A 17,875-nucleotide genomic window follows, 5' to 3' on the forward strand; every position below is an offset into this window, starting at 1 on the left:
TTACGGCACCATCTCGAGCAGCGGCGTGCTCTCGAGATAGATCTCGAAGGTGCGCGGCCAGGGGAAGCTCATATCGGCCCTGAGGTCTTTGATGCGGAGATGACGAATCCCCTCTGGCGTCTGCACGGGGAAGGGGGCCTCGAGAGACGGCGTGTGCTTGTAGGCCTGGATCTGGCGCATCATCAGGCTCTGGAGCATGCGGTTGGCCCAGCGGTAATTGTGCTCGAGGTCGAGATCTGCGGTATTGAAATAGCCGGCTTTCTTCAAGCTGCCGTTTATGAGGTCGATATCTTCCTTCAAGTAGAAGTAATCTTCGAGGATGCGGTTCTGCAAGAAGGTGACCTGGCTGGCGGCCCGTGCCAGGGCTTCCTCCGTGCTGAAGGCTTCCTTCTGGGCAGACTGGTACAGGCAGGCTTCGGCAAGTGCCGTGCCGACAGCGTTGCTCGTCGTGTTCCAGCCGGCGTAGGCGAGCAGGCAGTTCAGCGGGAAATCGCCGGCGATGAGCTGCGGCAGCACGGTTTCCGTGGCGGTGAAGTGCTTGCTGAGATCGACGAGCCCGATGGGATGACCGGCCTCGAGCGAGTCCGTAAGGAACTGCACGGTTTCCTGGCGGCTGCTCATCGTATTCTTGTCGGCATCATTCGTCGAGATCAGCAAGGTGAAATCGGCCTCCTCCGGCGTCGCGGCGAGACGGCCGCCGAGGAGCCGGACCTTCTCCTCGGCACAGACGCCGGTCGAAACAGCCATATAGGGCATGACGCGATCCCGCGCCTCAGGCGTGTTGTAGCGCAGGCAGATGCGGGGCTGGATGCCAGATTTCTCGTTCTGCCAGGCAGCGAGCAGCGTCAGGGCGATTTCATCGGCGCCGTGTGTCAGGAAGACCTGCCGTTTCGTAAGACCATAGCTGCCGATATAGTCCTGCAGGGCGTATTTCTCGATGTTCGGGATGCCGTATTCTTCGCCGTCATCCTGTCCGAGGACGAGGCGCGCGATGACGCCTTCACGCGTGAGATCGATGAGTTTTTCGTTGAGGACGGCATTCTCTTTGAAGTGGGACAGATAACGCGCGAGGCTGTCCGCCGGGATCCTGTCGTGCAGTTCCTGGAGCTTTGCTTCATCGATCGTGAGGCCTGCGGCCTTGCGGCCGGCCAGGCGGGAATACGCCATGATGTCACGCCGTTCCTCGTAGCCGTCAATCGTATCCTGGGGGGTCAGACGCGGCAGGATGCTGAAGGCGTAGATGGGGACGCCCGGATGCTTTTCGTGCAGGTTTCTGAGGAAGGAGAGCAGCGTTTCCATCTGGGCTTCATCGGCCTGGTGTTCGCGCGCTGCCAGCAGGCCGCCGTAGAGCAGCTGGTCAACGGACAGGATGATGGCGTCAGCCGGCTGCTCCGCCGTGACCTCTTGGAGCCAGGCCATCATGGCACGCGTATCGCCGGGCTGCGAATAATAGTCCTGGATCTCATGCGGCGGCGTCACGACCTCCGTGCCGCTGATGCGGCCCGCATCGATGACGAACTGGCGGCAGGGCGGGCGTCCGTCGAGCGGGATGAGGATGACGCGCTGGTGCATCGTCTGCTGCGGGTAGACGAGTGAGGCCTGCGGGTCCTGCGGATGGCGCAGGAACCAGACGGCCAGTGAAAGCAGCGGCAGGGCGAGCAGCACGACGAGCAGGCGTTTGTCAAGTTTTTGGAATAATGCATGCATATCCGATAAATTCTCCTGATTTTTCTATAATCTCCCCGCTATTATATCATAGGCAGGTTCACGAACGCGGGAAAATATGTTAGAATGAATTTGTTTATGATAAAATATCCGGGCACGAATGATTGAGGTGGAGTAGAAACGATGAGAATCATCACGGGATCGGCGCGCGGCTGCCGCCTGAAGACGCCGAAGGGGCAGGACACGCGTCCGACGGCTGACCGGGTCAAGGAGTCCCTGTTCAACATACTCGGCTCCCTGGTCGCAGGCCGCCATGTCCTCGACATCTTTGCCGGCACGGGCAACCTCGGGCTCGAGGCCCTGTCACGCGGCGCGTCAAAGGCCGTCTTTGTCGATCAGGCTACGGCGCCGCTCATCCGGGAGAACGCCATCCATACGAAGTTCCTGCCTGCCTCAGAAATCCATGGCGGCGACGTCTTCGCGAGCCTTGCAAGGCTCGCGGCGGCGCATCGAAGCTTCGACCTCGTCTTCTGTGACCCGCCTTATCATAAAGGCCTGTGGCAGCGGGCCCTCCAGGTCTTTGATACCACGGAGCTGCTTGCACACGACGGCATCCTCGTCGTGGAGCATGGAGCTGATGAATCGGAACTGCCGCCGCTGTCGGGCCTTGTCTGCGTGGAGAACCGCCGCTACGGTCATACGACGCAGCTGAGCTTTTTTCAATGGCGTTCTTACGTAGAGGAGGATGACGCATGAGGCGTGCCGTATGCTCGGGCAGCTTTGACCCCGTGACGAATGGCCACATCGATATTTTTGAGCGGGCCAGTGCCATGTTCGATGAAGTCATCATCTGCGTATTCCACAATGTGAAAAAACAGGCGTTCTTCCCCGTGGAAGAGCGCGTGCGCTTCCTGCGGGAGGCGACGAGGCATCTTTCCAATGTGCGCGTCGCTTCGTTTTCCGGACTGATTACGGATTACATGAAGGAGGCCGATGCCCATATCATCGTGCGGGGCGTGCGCTCCGTCAAGGACCTGGAATACGAACAGAATGAAGCATACATGATCCGTCACCTGGAACCCGATATCGATACGATTTTCCTGCTGACCCGTCCGGAGTACTCCTTCGTGAGCTCTTCGGGCATCCGGGAGCTCATACGGTTTCATGGTGATGTGCATGGCTTGGTGCCGGCCTGTGTAGCGCAGGCGATAGAGAATCTGGAACAAGAAAGGAAGTAAGCGGCATGGGAGTACGCGATACCTTGGAAAAAATCGAAAGCATGGTGGCTGGTGCCAAGAATGTGCCTTTTACGGGACGCATCATGATCAACGACAATGATCTGGTGCATTACGTCGAGGAACTGCGCCGCGATCTGCCGAAGGAACTCGAAAAAGCAGAGGTCATCATGAAGCAGCGCGATGAGATCATTGCCGATGCACAGCGCGAGGCGGAGAGGATCCGCAAGCGTGCACGCGAGTACGCCACCCAGATTACGGATGAGAATGAGATTGTCGTGCAGGCCAAGGAAAAGGCCAAAGTCATCCTGCAGCAGACGCAGCAGCGGGAAAATGAGATCATTGCGCGCACGCAGGCGAATGCCACGCAGCTGCAGGACGATGCGGATGCCTATGCCAATCAGGTATTCGATCAGCTCATCGCACACGTCAGCAGCACGTTCCAGGGCGTACAGCAGGCAGAGGGCGGCCTGCAGCAGGCGCTGTCGGTTCTGCAGCAGGCAAAGGCGCAGATGAGCCAGCAGCGTCCCAAGCAGGCGGCAGCGCCGCAGCAGCCGGAGGGGCAGGCACCGGCAGAGCCGCAGGAGTAAGCCGGCCACCGGGATGATACCAGGGTCTATGATGCAGCTTGTGTCATGGGCCTTTTTTGTCTATCCTGCATCATCGTTGTAAAGGAAAGCGAGGGACTTTTTTGACGGAACAGGAAATCGCCGCACTCCTGCGGCAGTACAAGGCAGGGCAGCTGTCAGAATCACAGGCCGTCGCCCGTGTGCAGCAGGCCGGCGTCGAGGATATGGGATTTGCCGAGGTCGATCAGGCCAGGGAGCGCCGTCAGGGTTTCCCCGAGGTCATCTATGCGGCAGGCAAGACAAAGGAGCAGGTGGCAGCCATCATGGCTTCGCTGCTGGCGGGCAGCCACAAGAGCGTCATGGCCACGCGGGCGGACCGCGAGATGTATGAATTTGTCAGGGAGAAGATCCCTGCGGCAGAGTATGAGGAAGCGGCTCGCATCATTTTCGTCAGGCGCCCGCGGCAGGATGTCAATCCCGATAAGAAGATCCTGATCCTGACGGCCGGGACCAGCGATATCCCCGTGGCCGAGGAGGCTCGCCTGACGGCGGAGCTCTGGGGCAATGCGGTCGTGACGCATTACGACTGCGGCGTGGCAGGTATCCACCGGCTGTTTGCCCACATGCATGACATCGAGGAAGCGAGGGTCATCATCGTTGTCGCCGGCATGGAAGGGGCGCTCGCGAGCGTCGTGGGCGGGCTCACGGACAAGCCGGTCATCGCCGTGCCGACGAGCGTGGGCTACGGCGCTTCCTTCCACGGGCTGACGGCTCTTCTGGCCATGCTCAACAGCTGCGCTGCGGGCGTATCCGTCGTCAACATCGACAACGGCTTTGGCGCCGGCGTGCTGGCCAGCAAGATCAACCGGCTGAGCTGACGAATCCTTTGACCGCTGCGAGCAGACGAAGGCGGAGCGGCGGCATGTATGAGAGGAATACCATCATGAAAGCAATTTACCTGGACTGTTTTTCCGGCATCAGCGGCAACATGCTGCTCGGTGCTTTCCTGCAGGCGGGTGTGCCGCTTGCGTTCCTTGCTTCCGAGCTGCGGAAACTGCCCTGGGGCAGGGAATTTGAGATCGTGGCCGAGCCCGTGAAGAAACAGGGCATCGCCGCTTCCTATGTGCGCGTGCTGCCCGTGGAAGAGGCGCATGAACATCATGACCACCATGACGACCATGAACACGGTGCTCATCACCATGTGCACCGTACGATGGCGGATATCCGCCGTATGATTGACGCATCGTCGCTGTCATCCGCCGTGAAGGCGCGAAGCCTCTCAATCTTCGGCGTGCTGGCCGAGGCCGAGGGCAGGGTTCACGGCAAGCCGGCGGAGGAGGTGGCCTTCCATGAAGTCGGTGCCGTGGACTCCATTGTCGATATCGTGGGCACGGCCATCTGCCTCGATTATCTCGGTGTTGAGAAAGTCTTTGCGTCCCGCGTCAACACGGGCAGCGGCTTCGTGCACTGTGCGCACGGCGTCATGCCGGTGCCGGCGCCGGCTGTGGCGGAGCTCCTGCGCGCCTGGCCCTCGTATCATGCCGGCGCGGAAAAGGAGCTCACGACGCCGACGGGCGCAGCCGTCCTGCGCAGTCAGGCCGACTTTGCCGCGAGCCTGCCGGATTCGTTCACGGCTGATTGCATTGCCTACGGGGCCGGCACCTGGGATACCGAGATCCCCAATGTCCTGCGCCTCTATCTCGGCGATTATGCAGAGCGTGAAGCAGCGCGGCCCGCTTCGGATATCCTGCTGCTTCAGACGAATATCGACGATATGGAGCCGCAGATCTTTGGATATCTCTATGAACGCCTCTTTTCAGCGGGTGCGCTAGATGTCTGGACGACGCCAATCGTCATGAAGAAGACGCGTCCGGCGCATGAGCTCTCAGTCCTTTGCCGGGCACAGGCGAAGGAGGTCTGCGCGGACATCATCCTGTGCGAGACGACGAGCATCGGCCTGCGCGTCTTCCGCGCGGAGGAACGCCTGGAGGCCGCGCGCAGGCTCGTCAAGGCGCATACGCCGTATGGGGATGTGACCTGCAAACTCTCGAGCTGGCGGGGGCAGGTCATTAGCTGCAAGCCCGAATACGAGGACTGCTGCCGCCTGGCGCGCGAGCATCATGTACCGCTCAAACGGGTGGAGGAACTCGCACGAAGAGATTGTGGAAACGATTGCATATGATAGGGAAGAAAGGAAAAACGAAAAAAGTGCTTTACATCACGAGAGGGTTCGTGTATAATACGTCTTGTTAAAACAGGAATATGTTGTAACGAGATCGCGTGTTACTGGTCATGCAGGCATCAGCGAAAAGCAATGGATTTCCCGTTTTCTGCAGAGAAAGCGGAAGGAGTCTGTCGTGCTTTTTGTTGATGCCTTTTTTGCGTGTCCCGTGACGCAGCAAGAGAAAGGAAGGTCTTTATGAAAGACGAAATCTTCAGCGTATTGCAACGCGTCGGCCGCAGCTTCATGCTGCCGGTTGCAGTACTGCCGATTGCAGGTATCCTGCTCGGCATCGGTGCTTCGTTCACGAACCCGACAACCATCAAGACGTATGGTCTTGAGGCGATTTTCGGTGATGGCACCATTCTCGGCGGCCTGCTGACCATCATGGCCAGTGCGGGCAGCACCATCTTCGGCAACCTGCCGATTATCTTCGCTGTCGGCGTTGCCATCGGCATGGCCAAGGCGGAACGCGAGGTTGCAGCCCTCGCCGCTATGATTGCTTTCTTTGTCATGCACAGTGCCTGCAACGCCATGCTCAAGCTCAACGGCCAGATTCTGCCGGACGGCTCGATCGCGCCGGGCGTGCTCGAGGGCACAATCGCGAGCTCCTGCGGCATCATGTCGTATCAGATGGGCGTTTTCGGCGGTATCATCGTCGGTATCGGCGTTGCGTACCTCCACAATAAGTTCCACAAGATCGTGCTTCCCAATGCGCTTTCCTTCTTCGGCGGTTCGCGCTTTATCCCGATCATCTCGACCGTTGTTTACCTCTTCGTCGGCATTGCGCTTTACTTCATCTGGCCGATTGCTCAGGACGGCATCTTTGCGCTCGGCAGCCTCGTCACGGGCACGGGCTACATCGGCACGCTGATCTTCGGTATCATCAAGCGCGCCCTCATTCCGTTCGGTCTGCATCACGTCTTCTACCTTCCGTTCTGGCAGACGGGCGTCGGCGGCTCGATGATGATCGACGGCCAGCTCGTACAGGGCGGCCAGAACATCTTCTTCGCGCAGCTCGCTTCGCCGAATGTCACGCACTTCAGTGCAGACGCAACGCGTTACTTCTCCGGTGAGTTCATCTTCATGATCTTCGGCCTGCCGGGCGCGGCACTCGCCATGTACCGCTGCGCGAAGCCGTCGAAGAAGACGGCGGCCAAGGGCCTGCTGCTTTCCGCAGCCCTGACCTCGATGCTCACGGGTATCACGGAGCCGATTGAGTTCTCCTTCCTCTTCGTGGCACCGGCTCTCTTCGGTGTCCAGGTTGTCCTCGCCGGTGCGGCCTACATGATCGCACACATGCTCAACATCGCCGTCGGCCTGACGTTCTCGGGCGGCCTGCTCGACCTCTTCATCTTCGGTATCCTGCAGGGTGAGGCCAAGACGAACTGGATGTACATCATCCCGGTCGGCATCATCTACTTCTTCCTTTACTACTTCATCTTTACGTGGATGATCAAGAAATTCGACTTCAAGACGCCGGGCCGCGAGGACGACGACGAGGAGACGAAGCTCTACACGAAAGCAGATTACCAGGCCAAGAAGGGCGCTGGCGCAAACGGCGGCTCGCAGCAGAGCGTCGAGGATGCCAAGAGCTCGATGATCGCGCGCGGCCTCGGCAGCAAGAAGAACATCACGTCGGTCGACTGCTGTGCAACGCGCCTGCGCTGCTCGGTGGCGGATTCCTCGCTCGTCAACGAGAAGATCCTCAAGGCCACGGGCGCAGTCGGCGTCATCGTCAAGGGCACGGGCGTCCAGGTCATCTACGGCCCGCAGGTCGCCGTCATCAAGGCCAACCTCGAGACGTATCTTGAGACGGCTCCGGAAGTCGAGCCGGAACTCGATGCCCCGGCAGCAGAGCCGGCCAAAGAGGAAACGGCTCCGGCAGCTCCTGCTGAAGCGGCTGCACCAAAAGCGGCCAGCCATGCGCTTTACGCGCCGGTAGCAGGCTCCGTCCATCCGATCACGGAAGCACCGGATGAAGCATTCGCCAGCAAGATGATGGGTGACGGTTTCTTCGTCTACCCGTCGGAGGAAACGGTCTACGCACCGGAAGACGGCGAAGTCGTATTCGTCTTCGACACGAAGCATGCCATCGGCATGAAGGCTGCGGACGGCACGGAGTATCTGCTGCACATCGGCGTCGATACGGTCGCACTCGGCGGCAAGGGCTTTGAGGTCTTTGTCGAAGCGGGCCAGAAAGTCAAGAAGGGCGACAAGCTCATGCACTTTGATGATGCGTACATCAAGGAGCATGCGAAGTCGGATGCCTGCCTCGTCATCTACACGGGCCTGCAGGAAGGCCAGTCCGTCACGATGGAAACGACGGGCGATGTCAAGGCTCTGGCTGAAGTTGCCAAGTTCTGATTACTTGTCCTCCAGGACTTGCACGGGAAATGGTCATAACCATTTGTTCCAGTAAAAAATAGTTTCTTTCACGAATAAAAAACTTCCTTGTATGGCGCATGACCTCCCAGATAGGTTATAATAGTAGCATCATATAAGGAGGTTTTTTATGTTTCGGGTCGTCAAGCCATTGAATAACAACGGCCTGCTGGCGCTGACCAGCGAAGGCCGCGAGGTCATCCTGCTCGGCAAGGGCATCGGCTTCGGCAGGAAGAACGGGGAGCGCGTCGAAAGATTTCCCGGGGCCAAGGTCTACACCCTCGTGCCCGATGGGAAGCGCAGTGCCCTGCAGGCCGTCAACGGCATCAATCCGCAGGCTGTGGAACTCGCCGCGCGCATCCTCGAAGAAGCGAAGATCGTCTTCCCGGACATCGCCGATGATATCCTGCTGCCGATGGCCGATCATATCGCCATGGCGCTCGAGCGCAAGCGCCGCGGCATCCGTCTGCCCAATCCGCTGCAGCATGACATCATGGCGATGTTCCCCGATGAATACCGTGTGGCAGAACAGGGCCTTGCGGCCATACGTGAGGAGAGCGGCGCCGAGCTCCCACCGGAAGAGGCCGGGTACCTTTCGCTGCACATCCATGCGGGCGTCAGCGAGCAGAATGCCGGCGACAGCCTGACGAATATCCGGCTGGCCTCTGAATGCATTGCCATGCTGGAACGGGAACTCGGCATCTCCTTCAAGCGCACGGAGCTCAAGTACACGCGGCTCATCAGCCATGTCTGCTACATGATCCTGCGCATCCGCGCGCATGAGGATGTGCCGATCCAGATGGATGAATACGTGCAGAATATGTATCCGGATGCCTGTGCGCTCGCCAGGAAGATCTGTATCTTCTTGGAAAAACAACTGAAGCTGCCGGTGGCATCTGCTGAAGTCACGCTGTTGGCCATCCATATCCAGCGCGTACTATGAGAGACAAGTACTTTCCCTTGACACTTGACAAAGGAATGGGCACATCGCTATAATGAATTGAGGTTGATGCTGATGAAAGTGAATATTGCTGAATCGAATGCGGATTTCACACAGGAAATCCCGTTTGCGTTCACGGTCCAGCCGTCGGATATCGGTGCTGTGGCCGATGATTACACCTTCGAGGGTCCTCTGACCATCGAGGGGAAGGTCATCCACACGGGCTCGTGCTGGCGGGCGGAAGGCGTGATTCGCTGCGAGAAGTCCTTTGTCTGTGACCGCTGCCTGAAACCGTGCCGCGAGGCGCAGGAACATCATTTTTCCGAGGAGTTTCGCCGTACGGGTGATGAGATGGCCGATGAGGATACCAATCTTTTTGAGGGGGATCTCATCGATCTCACGGAACTCGTCCGTGATACCGTCCTGGCGGCTCAGCCGCTCAGCAAGCTCTGCAGGCCCGACTGCAAGGGACTCTGCCCCGTCTGCGGTGCAGATCTCAACGAAGGGGACTGCGGCTGCGACCGGTTTGTACCGGATCCGCGCATGGCCGCCCTGCAGGAACTATTAGCGAAAAAATAATCTGAGAAGATCCCGTTAAGGAGGTGTATCCGAACATGGCAGTACCAAAGCGTAAAACGTCCAAGGCACGTCGCGACCAGCGCCGCGCAAATTGGAAGCTCACTGCTCCTGGCTACGTAGCATGCCCGCAGTGCCACGAGCCGAAGATGCCTCATCATGTATGCCCGGAATGCGGCTATTATGATGGCAAAGAGGTTGTCAAGGCAGCTGAATAAGGAAGAAAGATCGTAAGCAGGACATCTGTCCTGCTTATTCTTTTTTGGAGAACGGTCCAAAGCAGGACACACAGGCTTGCTTTTTTGTCAGCCAGAACGTATAATAAAATGATATAAGGTTGTAATAGCAGGTACTAATTTCAGAGGGGAGATGAATGAATGGCACGAGTCAAGAAGAAGGTGCGCCAGGAGATGCTCTTGCAGCAGGTCAAGGAAAAGCCGTTTCTGACGGATGAAGAGCTGGCACATAAATTATCGGTCAGCGTCCAGACCATCCGCCTGGACCGCCTGGAGCTCGGCATCCCCGAACTCCGCGGGCGCATCCGCAAGATGGCGGAGAGTGCTCAGAACAAGGTGAAATCCATCAAGAGCGGCGAGGTGGTCGGTGAACTCATCGATCTTGAACTGGGCCACTCCGGCATTTCCCTCCTGCGCGTGACCGATGACATGGTCTTTGCCAAGACGAAAATCGCCAAGGGCTACTACATGTTCTCGCAGGCGAATTCTCTGGCTCTGGCCATCATCGATGCACCGATGGCCGTCACGGGCATTGCCAATGTCAAGTACAAGGTGCCGGTCCATGTCGGTGAGAAACTGATTGCAAAAGCAGAAATCGTCCGCGTCCGCGGCAATAAATACTTTGTCTGGGTCAAGACGCGCAATGATACACAAGAGGTCTTCCGTGCGAAATTCATCATGGTTTCGTGGGGAGAGGAGTGAGGGGGAAGTTAGCAATGAAGATTGCAGTTGATGCCATGGGAGGCGATTACGCGCCGCTTGAAGTTGTATTCGGAGCGGTGCGTGCTGCGCGCAAATATCACTGCGAGATCGTGCTCGTGGGGGATGAGCCGAAGATTCGCGAGATCCTGGCAAAAGAACCCGGCTGGGAGAAGCTCGGCATCACGATCCATCATACGACGCAGGTCATCGAGATGGGTGAGCATCCGGCCGATGCCGTGCGCACGAAGAAGGATTCTTCCATCGTCGTGGCGACACGTCTCGTCAAGGACGGCGAATGCGATGCCGTGCTCTCTGCCGGCAGCACGGGCGCAGCCGTCACGGCGGCACAGCTTATCCTGCGGCGCATCAAGGGTATCGGGCGTCCGACCATCGCGACGCCGATGCCGACGCCGAAGGGCGTGACGCTCCTGCTTGATTCCGGCGCGAACGTCGACAGCAAGCCGGAGCACCTCGTCCAGAGCGGCATCATGGGGTCCCTTTATGCGGAATACGTCTTCGGCGTCAAGAATCCGCGTGTCGGGCTCCTCAACATCGGTGAGGAGGAAACAAAGGGCAACGAGCAGGCAAAGGCGACGTATGCCCTGCTCAAGCAGATGCACACCATCAATTTCTGCGGCAACGCCGAAGGCCGCGATGTGCCGAAGGGCAACTTCGATGTCGTAATTTGTGATGGATTTGTAGGCAATGTTGTGCTAAAATTTGCAGAGGGACTTGCAAAGACCATTCTGAAACTGCTTAAGGAAGCAGTGCGCGAAGGCGGTATCCTCGCAAAACTCGGCGCTCTGCTGCTGATGCCGGCGATGAAGAAGCTGGGCAAACGCCTTGATGTCACGGAGTACGGCGGTGCGCCGCTCCTGGGCGTCAACGGCTGCTGCATCATCAGCCACGGGTCTTCCAACGCCAAGTCCATATGCAGCGCCATCGGTGTGGCGAACGATTATGTCCGGGGGGATGTCCTCGCTCACATCCGTGATACGCTGGCAAAGGAGGAGATACTGACGAATGACGCAGAAAAGAACTAGTGCAGGCATTCTGGGCACCGGCTGGTGCATACCGGAAAAGACTGTAACGAATTCCGATCTTGAGAAAATGGTAGATACGAGCGATGCATGGATTGTCGAACGCACCGGCATCCGTGAGCGCCACGTGGCAGCCGAGGGCCAGCCGGTATCGGACCTGGCGGAGCGCGCCGCACGCATGGCGCTTGAGGATGCCGGTGTCGCGGCCGAAGACCTCGACCTCATCATCGTGGCGACCCTGACCTCGGATCGCATCATTCCCTCTACGGCCTGCATCCTGCAGGACCGTCTCGGTGCCAAGAAGGCTGCTGCCTTTGATCTGTCCGCTGCCTGTTCCGGCTTTGCCTATGGGGCGGCCGTGGCCAGCCAGTTTATCGCGGGCGGCGTCTACCGCCACGTGCTCGTCATTGGCGCCGAAACGCTCTCGAAGGTTGTCGACTGGACAGACCGCAATACCTGCATCCTCTTCGGTGATGGAGCAGGCGCTGCTGTCTTCGGCCCGGTTGAGGACGGATATGGCCTTCTGGGGTTCGACCTCGGCAGCGACGGTTCGGGCGGCGACGTGTTGGATATCCCGGCAAGCGGCAGCCTGCATCCCGTGACGAAAGAGGCCCTTGAGGCTCATCAGCAGTACATCCATATGGATGGCAAGGCCGTCTTCCGCTTCGCGGTCAAGATTATGGGGCATACCGTGGAAGAAGCCTTGAAGAAAAGCAATCATACGAAAGAAGAGCTCGATTGGCTCGTCCCGCATCAGGCGAATATCCGCATCATCGATTCGGCCGCTAAACGGCTTGAATTGCCGATGGAAAAAGTCATCATCAATATCGAGAAATACGGTAATATGTCAGCGGCGTCCATACCGGTTGCCCTGGCGGAAGCGGCACATGCACACCGCTTCAAGAAAGGCGATCTCATTGCCCTGGCTGGCTTCGGCGCCGGCCTTACGTGGGCATCCTGCATCGTGAAATGGGCTAAGGAGGACTAATCTGATGTTTGAAAACAATGCAATCTGTAAATTACTCAATATAAAGTATCCGATTTTCCAGGGAGGCATGGCCTGGATTGGCACGGCCGAGCTCGCTTCGGCCGTCTCAAATGCCGGCGGCCTCGGCATCATCGGTGCCGGCCACATGCCGCCTGAGGTTCTGCGCGCAGAGATCAAGAAGTGCAAGGGCTGGACGGATAAACCCTTTGGCGTAAACGTCATGCTCATGAGCCCGTACGTCAAGGAAGTCATGCAGGTCGTGCTCGAGGAACGCGTGCCTGTCGTGACGACAGGTGCCGGCAATCCGGGTGAATACGTGCCGGAACTCAAGGAAATCGGCACGAAGGTCATCCCGGTCGTCGCCTCGGTCGCACTGGCGAAACGCCTCGTGCGCAGCGGTGCCGATGCCGTCATCGCGGAAGGCACGGAGTCGGGCGGCCATATCGGCGAGATCACGACGATGGCACTCGTGCCGCAGGTCGTTGATGCCGTTGACGTGCCGGTCATCGGTGCGGGCGGCATTGCCGATTCCCGCGGCATGGCCGCAGCCTTTGCGCTCGGCGCACAGGCCGTGCAGATGGGCTCCCGCTTTGTCATGAGTGAGGAGTGCATCGCTCACCCGAATTACAAGAAAATGGTCCTCAAGGCCAAAGACCGCTCTACGGTGGTCACGGGCCGCACGCTCGGTCATCCGGCCCGCGTGCTCCACAACAAGCTCACGCGCAAATATGAGGAACTCGAGGCAGCTGGTGCTCCGGCCGAAGAGCTCGAGAAGCTCGGTGTGGGCTCCCTGCATCGTGCGACGCACGAAGGCGATGTGGAGAACGGTTCCGTCATGATTGGTGAGATTTCCGGCATGCTCAAGGATATCAAGCCAGTCAGGACGATCATCGAGGATATCGTGGCAGGTCTTCCGGGCGTCATCCAGACGATCCAGGACGACTGCAAATAAGATATAGATTCCAGTATCCGGGACCGGATGGTCCTGGCAGGAAACGAAACAGGAGGTAGTGCAACGTGAATAAGCTCGCATTTGTATTCCCGGGTCAGGGAGCCCAGACGGTAGGGATGGGCAAGGATTTCTTCGCCGAGTATGACGTAGCCAAGAAACTGTTCCAGGAGGCCGATGAGGCCCTTGGGTATTCCATCAAGGATATGTGCTTTGAAGGCCCGGCCGAAGACCTCAAGCTGACGGCCAATACGCAGCCGGCAATCCTGACAGTAAGCGTTATCGTCAACGAGATCCTCAAGGAGCATGGCATCCAGCCGGACATCGCCGGCGGCCACAGCCTCGGTGAGTACTCTGCACTCGTGGCAGCTGGTGTACTTTCCTTCCAGGATGCTGTCTTGCTCGTCCACAAGCGCGGCCAGTACATGCAGGAAGCCGTCCCGGTCGGCGAGGGCGGCATGGCAGCCATCATCGGCCTTGGCGACGAAGTCATCGCGGATGCCTGCGAGAAGGCAACGGCTTCTGCCGGCGAAGTGCAGCCGGTTAACTTCAACTGCCCGGGCCAGACGGTCATCGCCGGCACGACGAAAGGCGTTGAAGCAGCCGTTGAGACGCTCAAGGCCGCCGGTGCCAAGAAAGCCGTCATCCTGCCGGTTTCGGCACCGTTCCATTCCACGCTCATGAAGCCGGCTGCGGAGAAACTGGCTGCTGAGCTCGAGAAGGTCGAGATTCACGACGCAGCATTCCCGGTTGTCTCGAACTTCACGGGCAAGCTGGAGACGAAGGCCGATGAAATCAAGGCCAACCTCGTCGCACAGGCCGATCATCCGGTCAAGTGGATTGCCTGCGTCAACACGATGAAGGAGTTTGGCGCCGATACGTTTGTCGAAGCCGGCCCGGGCAAGACGCTCTGCGGTTTCAACCGCCGCATCGACCGTGCGCTCAAGAGCGTGAACGTTGAAAATCTTGAAACTTTACAAAAAACGCTTGACTATTTCAAGGAGGTTCGCTAATATGCTTTTAGACGGAAAGGTTGCTCTCGTAACGGGAGCTTCGCGCGGTATCGGCCGTGCCATCGCCCTCCGCCTGGCCTCGGAAGGTGCCAAGGTTGCCATCAATTATGCGGGCAATCAGCAGGCAGCGGAAGAAGTCAAACATGAGATTGAGAGCGCCGGCGGCGAAGCCCTGCTCGTCAAGGCCAATGTAGCCGATGCGCAGGCTGTTGAAGCGATGGTCGCGAGCGTCGTCGAGGCGTTCGGCACGATTGATATCCTCGTCAACAATGCCGGCATCACGCGCGACGGTCTACTGATGCGCATGAAGGATGAGGATTTCGATGCCGTCATCGACACGAATCTCAAAGGTGTGTTCTACTGCACGAAGGCAGTGGCCAAGCTCATGATGAAGAAACGCACGGGACGCATCGTCAACATGAGCTCGGTTGTCGGGCTCATCGGCAATGCCGGCCAGACGAACTACGCTGCGGCAAAAGCCGGCGTGCTCGGCTTCTCGAAGTCGGCAGCCAAGGAGCTGGCCGCGCGCGGCATCACGGTCAACATGGTTGCGCCGGGCTTCATCGATACTGACATGACGTCAGTGCTTCCCGATAAGGTCAAGGACGCCATGGTACAGGAAATCCCGCTGAAGCGCATGGGCCGTCCGGAAGAGGTGGCAAATGCCGTGCTCTTCCTCGTATCGGATTGTGCATCCTATATCACCGGCCAGGTCGTTCATGTAGACGGCGGCATGGTTATGTGATATAACTATATGATATAACTATATATGGATATTAATTTAAGGAGGTGAAACTTCATGTCGACTTTTGAAAAAGTAAGAGATATCGTTGTTGAGCAGCTTGGCGTTGAGCCGGACGAGGTCGCAATCGATTCTACTTTTATCGATGATCTGGGCGCTGATTCGCTGGACATCGTTGAGCTGATCATGGCTTTTGAAGAGGAATTCAACATTGAGATCCCGGACGAGGCTGCTGAGAAGATCAAGACGGTTCAGGATGTAGTTACCTACATTGACCAGCACAAATAAGATTGAGCGTCTTACCTTTTGAGAATCCCGTGAAGTTGCTTCGCGGGATTTTCTTAAGAGGTGAGATCGATTGGAGGAGTAACATTGAAACTTCCAGAGCTGAAGATTGGCAACAAGATTGCACGTGTACCGATCCAGCAGGGTGGTATGGCGATCCGCTTGTCAACGGCCCGTCTGGCGGCAGCTGTAGCGAACGAGGGCGGTATCGGCCTCATTGCCGCATCTGGTATGAGCCACGACGAACTGCGTTATGAAATCCGGCTCGCACGTTCGCTCACATCTGGTATCATCGGCATCAATATCATGGTAGCAGCCAGCGATTTTGCCGGCGTTGTCAAAACGGCAATCGATGAAGGCATCGATCTTGTCGTAGCAGGTGCAGGTTTCTCTCGTGATATGTTCGGACTCGGCAAGGAATCGGGAACGCCAATCGTTCCGATTGTTTCTTCCGTTAAATTAGCTAAAATCTCAGAGCGTCTTGGCGCCGCGGCTATCGTGCTTGAGGGCAAGGAAGCCGGCGGACACCTGGGGACGAATACGTCCGTGCGCGACCTCATTCCTTCGGTCAGCGCTGCGGTCAAGATTCCGGTCATCGCGGCCGGCGGCGTTCTCCATGGCCAGGACATCGTTGATATGATAAAGATGGGCGCTGCTGGCGTCCAGATGGGCTCACGCTTTGCTGCTTCGGTCGAATCGAATGCGGCGCCGGCCCTCAAGGAATATTATCTGAAATCCAAACCGGAGGACATCGTCGTCATCCACAGCCCTGTGGGCCTGCCCGGCCGTGCCGTGCGCACGCCGTTCTCAGCCCGGGTCATGGAAGGCCCCGTACCTCCGAAGACTTGTGACGCATGCCTCAAGGCCTGCCGGCACAACTTCTGCATCATCCGCTCGCTCATCCGCGCACAGCAGGGTGATGTCGAGACGGGCCTTGTCTTTACCGGCGAATACATGCCGCGTATTGACAAGATCCTGTCCGTTCATGAGATTTTTGAACAGCTCTTGTCTGAGGCAGCAGCTGCGAAGTGACCGCTCTTGAAGAAAGCATCAGGAACGGATTTTGAGAGGAGTATTTGTTTTGAGTAATCGTGTAGTAATCACAGGCCTTGGCGCCATCACCCCAATCGGTACTGGTAAGGACGCATTCTGGCAGGGCCTCATGGAAGGCAAGAATGGTATCGGCAAGATCACCCGCTTCGATGCATCGGAATATCATGCCCAGATTGCCGGTGAAGTCAAGGATTTTGATCCTACCGCTTATATCGACAAAAAAGAAGCAAAGCGTATGGATCGTTATGCCCAGTTTGCTGTAGCTGCAGCCAAGCTCGCGATCGACGATGCCAAGCTCGACCTCGAGAATGAGAACCGTGACCGCATCGGCACGTACATCGGTGCCGGCATCGGCGGCATCGAGACGATGCATGCCCAGTACAAGAAGCTTTTCGACAAGGGACCGAGCCGCATCTCGCCGTTCTTCATCCCGATGATGATCGCGAATCTTGCCGCCGGCCAGGTTGCCATCACGTACAAGCTCCATGGTCCTTCCTCCTGCATCGTCACGGCCTGCGCAACGGGCACGAACTGCATCGGTGATGCCTTCCGCGTCATCCAGGAAGGCAAGGCGGACGTCATGGTCGCAGGCGGCACGGAAGCTGCCATCAGCGAGGCTGCTGTCGCCGGCTTTGCTGCCATGAAGGCACTCTGCATGGATCACAACGATGATCCAGAGCATGCATCGCGTCCGTTCGACAAGAACCGCAGCGGCTTCGTCATGGGCGAAGGTGCCGGTCTCGTCATCCTCGAGAGCCTCGAGCATGCCAAGGCACGCGGCGCGCATATCTATGCGGAGCTCGTCGGCTACGGCGCCAACTCCGATGCATACCATGTCACGAGCCCGGCTCCGGGCGGCGAGTACCAGGCAAAATGCATGCAGCTCGCACTCGATGATGCCGGCCTCAAGGCGGATGAAGTCGATTATATCAACGCACACGGCACGTCCACGCACCTCAACGATGAGGGTGAGACGATGGCTATCAAGTCGGTATGGGGCGAGGCCGCCAAGGATGTCTCCGTTTCCTCGATCAAGTCAATGACGGGTCATCTGCTCGGCGCTGCTGGTGGTGTCGAAGCCATTGCCACGGCTCTGGCTGTTGAGAACGACATGCTGCCGCCGACGATCAACTACGAGACGCCAGATGAGGGCCTCGACCTCGATTACGTCCCGAACAAGGCCAAGGCGAAGAAGGTACGCGCAGCCATCTCCAACAACTTCGGCTTTGGCGGCCACAATGCCTGCATCGTCATGAAGAAATACGCGGAGTAATTC

19 protein-coding genes are annotated in these 17,875 nt (G+C 58.1%); 18 read left to right on the forward strand and 1 reads right to left on the reverse strand.

Annotated features, from left to right (window positions below):
• A complete protein-coding gene (locus DWX75_RS00115; RefSeq protein ID WP_118013715.1) occupies window positions 1-1,707 on the reverse strand; it encodes a DUF4127 family protein in 1,707 nt (568 codons plus the stop codon).
• A 141-nt stretch (window positions 1,708-1,848) separates the two neighbouring features.
• Here DWX75_RS00115 and rsmD point away from each other — a divergent pair, with 141 nt between their 5' ends.
• The 18 genes from rsmD to fabF all read left to right on the forward strand — a co-directional run bounded on the left by rsmD (window position 1,849) and on the right by fabF (window position 17,872).
• A complete protein-coding gene (gene rsmD, locus DWX75_RS00120; protein WP_118013717.1) occupies window positions 1,849-2,421 on the forward strand; it encodes a 16S rRNA (guanine(966)-N(2))-methyltransferase RsmD in 573 nt (190 codons plus the stop codon).
• Window positions 2,418-2,903 (forward strand): pantetheine-phosphate adenylyltransferase, encoded by a 486-nt coding sequence (gene coaD, locus DWX75_RS00125; RefSeq protein ID WP_118013719.1) that lies wholly within the window; start codon window positions 2,418-2,420, stop codon window positions 2,901-2,903. Before rsmD ends, coaD begins: the two co-directional genes overlap by 4 nt.
• A 5-nt stretch (window positions 2,904-2,908) precedes the next feature.
• Window positions 2,909-3,490 carry an ATPase gene (locus DWX75_RS00130; protein ID WP_118013721.1) on the forward strand — a complete coding sequence of 194 codons (582 nt, stop codon included), beginning with the start codon at window positions 2,909-2,911 and terminating at the stop codon, window positions 3,488-3,490.
• A 101-nt stretch (window positions 3,491-3,591) separates the two neighbouring features.
• Window positions 3,592-4,347 (forward strand): nickel pincer cofactor biosynthesis protein LarB, encoded by a 756-nt coding sequence (larB, locus tag DWX75_RS00135; protein WP_118013723.1) that lies wholly within the window; start codon window positions 3,592-3,594, stop codon window positions 4,345-4,347.
• Between the two features lie 65 nt (window positions 4,348-4,412).
• Entirely contained in the window at window positions 4,413-5,651 is a 1,239-nt protein-coding gene (gene larC / locus DWX75_RS00140; protein ID WP_118014007.1) for a nickel pincer cofactor biosynthesis protein LarC, read from the forward strand.
• A 237-nt stretch (window positions 5,652-5,888) separates the two neighbouring features.
• Window positions 5,889-8,057: a PTS transporter subunit IIABC gene (locus tag DWX75_RS00145; RefSeq protein ID WP_118013725.1), complete on the forward strand. Its 2,169-nt coding sequence runs from the start codon at window positions 5,889-5,891 to the stop codon at window positions 8,055-8,057.
• A 148-nt stretch (window positions 8,058-8,205) separates the two neighbouring features.
• Entirely contained in the window at window positions 8,206-9,018 is an 813-nt protein-coding gene (locus tag DWX75_RS00150; RefSeq protein WP_118013727.1) for a PRD domain-containing protein, read from the forward strand.
• 72 nt (window positions 9,019-9,090) lie between these two features.
• On the forward strand, window positions 9,091-9,594 hold the full coding sequence (locus DWX75_RS00155; protein ID WP_118014009.1) for a DUF177 domain-containing protein: 504 nt from the start codon (window positions 9,091-9,093) through the stop codon (window positions 9,592-9,594).
• Window positions 9,595-9,629: 35 nt separating this feature from the next.
• Entirely contained in the window at window positions 9,630-9,809 is a 180-nt protein-coding gene (rpmF, locus tag DWX75_RS00160) for a 50S ribosomal protein L32 (RefSeq protein WP_036374320.1), read from the forward strand.
• Window positions 9,810-9,968: 159 nt separating this feature from the next.
• Window positions 9,969-10,529: a transcription factor FapR gene (fapR, locus tag DWX75_RS00165; protein ID WP_118013729.1), complete on the forward strand. Its 561-nt coding sequence runs from the start codon at window positions 9,969-9,971 to the stop codon at window positions 10,527-10,529.
• A gap of 14 nt (window positions 10,530-10,543) precedes the next feature.
• Window positions 10,544-11,572 carry a phosphate acyltransferase PlsX gene (plsX, locus tag DWX75_RS00170; RefSeq protein ID WP_118013731.1) on the forward strand — a complete coding sequence of 343 codons (1,029 nt, stop codon included), beginning with the start codon at window positions 10,544-10,546 and terminating at the stop codon, window positions 11,570-11,572.
• On the forward strand, window positions 11,553-12,557 hold the full coding sequence (locus DWX75_RS00175; RefSeq protein ID WP_118013733.1) for a beta-ketoacyl-ACP synthase III: 1,005 nt from the start codon (window positions 11,553-11,555) through the stop codon (window positions 12,555-12,557). The genes plsX and DWX75_RS00175 overlap by 20 nt, the downstream gene beginning before the upstream one ends.
• Before the next feature lie 4 nt (window positions 12,558-12,561).
• A complete protein-coding gene (fabK, locus tag DWX75_RS00180) occupies window positions 12,562-13,509 on the forward strand; it encodes an enoyl-[acyl-carrier-protein] reductase FabK (RefSeq protein WP_118013735.1) in 948 nt (315 codons plus the stop codon).
• Between the two features lie 65 nt (window positions 13,510-13,574).
• On the forward strand, window positions 13,575-14,519 hold the full coding sequence (fabD, locus tag DWX75_RS00185) for an ACP S-malonyltransferase (protein ID WP_118013737.1): 945 nt from the start codon (window positions 13,575-13,577) through the stop codon (window positions 14,517-14,519).
• Between the two features lies 1 nt (window position 14,520).
• Window positions 14,521-15,264: a 3-oxoacyl-[acyl-carrier-protein] reductase gene (fabG, locus tag DWX75_RS00190; RefSeq protein WP_118013739.1), complete on the forward strand. Its 744-nt coding sequence runs from the start codon at window positions 14,521-14,523 to the stop codon at window positions 15,262-15,264.
• 54 nt (window positions 15,265-15,318) lie between these two features.
• Complete coding sequence (locus DWX75_RS00195) at window positions 15,319-15,549, forward strand: acyl carrier protein (protein WP_118013741.1); 231 nt, start codon at window positions 15,319-15,321, stop codon at window positions 15,547-15,549.
• Between the two features lie 84 nt (window positions 15,550-15,633).
• Window positions 15,634-16,578, forward strand: coding sequence for a nitronate monooxygenase family protein (locus DWX75_RS00200; protein ID WP_118013743.1), 945 nt, complete (start codon window positions 15,634-15,636; stop codon window positions 16,576-16,578).
• A gap of 49 nt (window positions 16,579-16,627) precedes the next feature.
• Window positions 16,628-17,872 (forward strand): beta-ketoacyl-ACP synthase II, encoded by a 1,245-nt coding sequence (fabF, locus tag DWX75_RS00205; RefSeq protein ID WP_118013745.1) that lies wholly within the window; start codon window positions 16,628-16,630, stop codon window positions 17,870-17,872.
• The last annotated feature ends 3 nt before the right edge of the window (window positions 17,873-17,875 follow it).

This window comes from Mitsuokella sp. AF21-1AC, assembly GCF_003458855.1.
Taxonomy (GTDB): domain Bacteria; phylum Bacillota; class Negativicutes; order Selenomonadales; family Selenomonadaceae; genus Mitsuokella.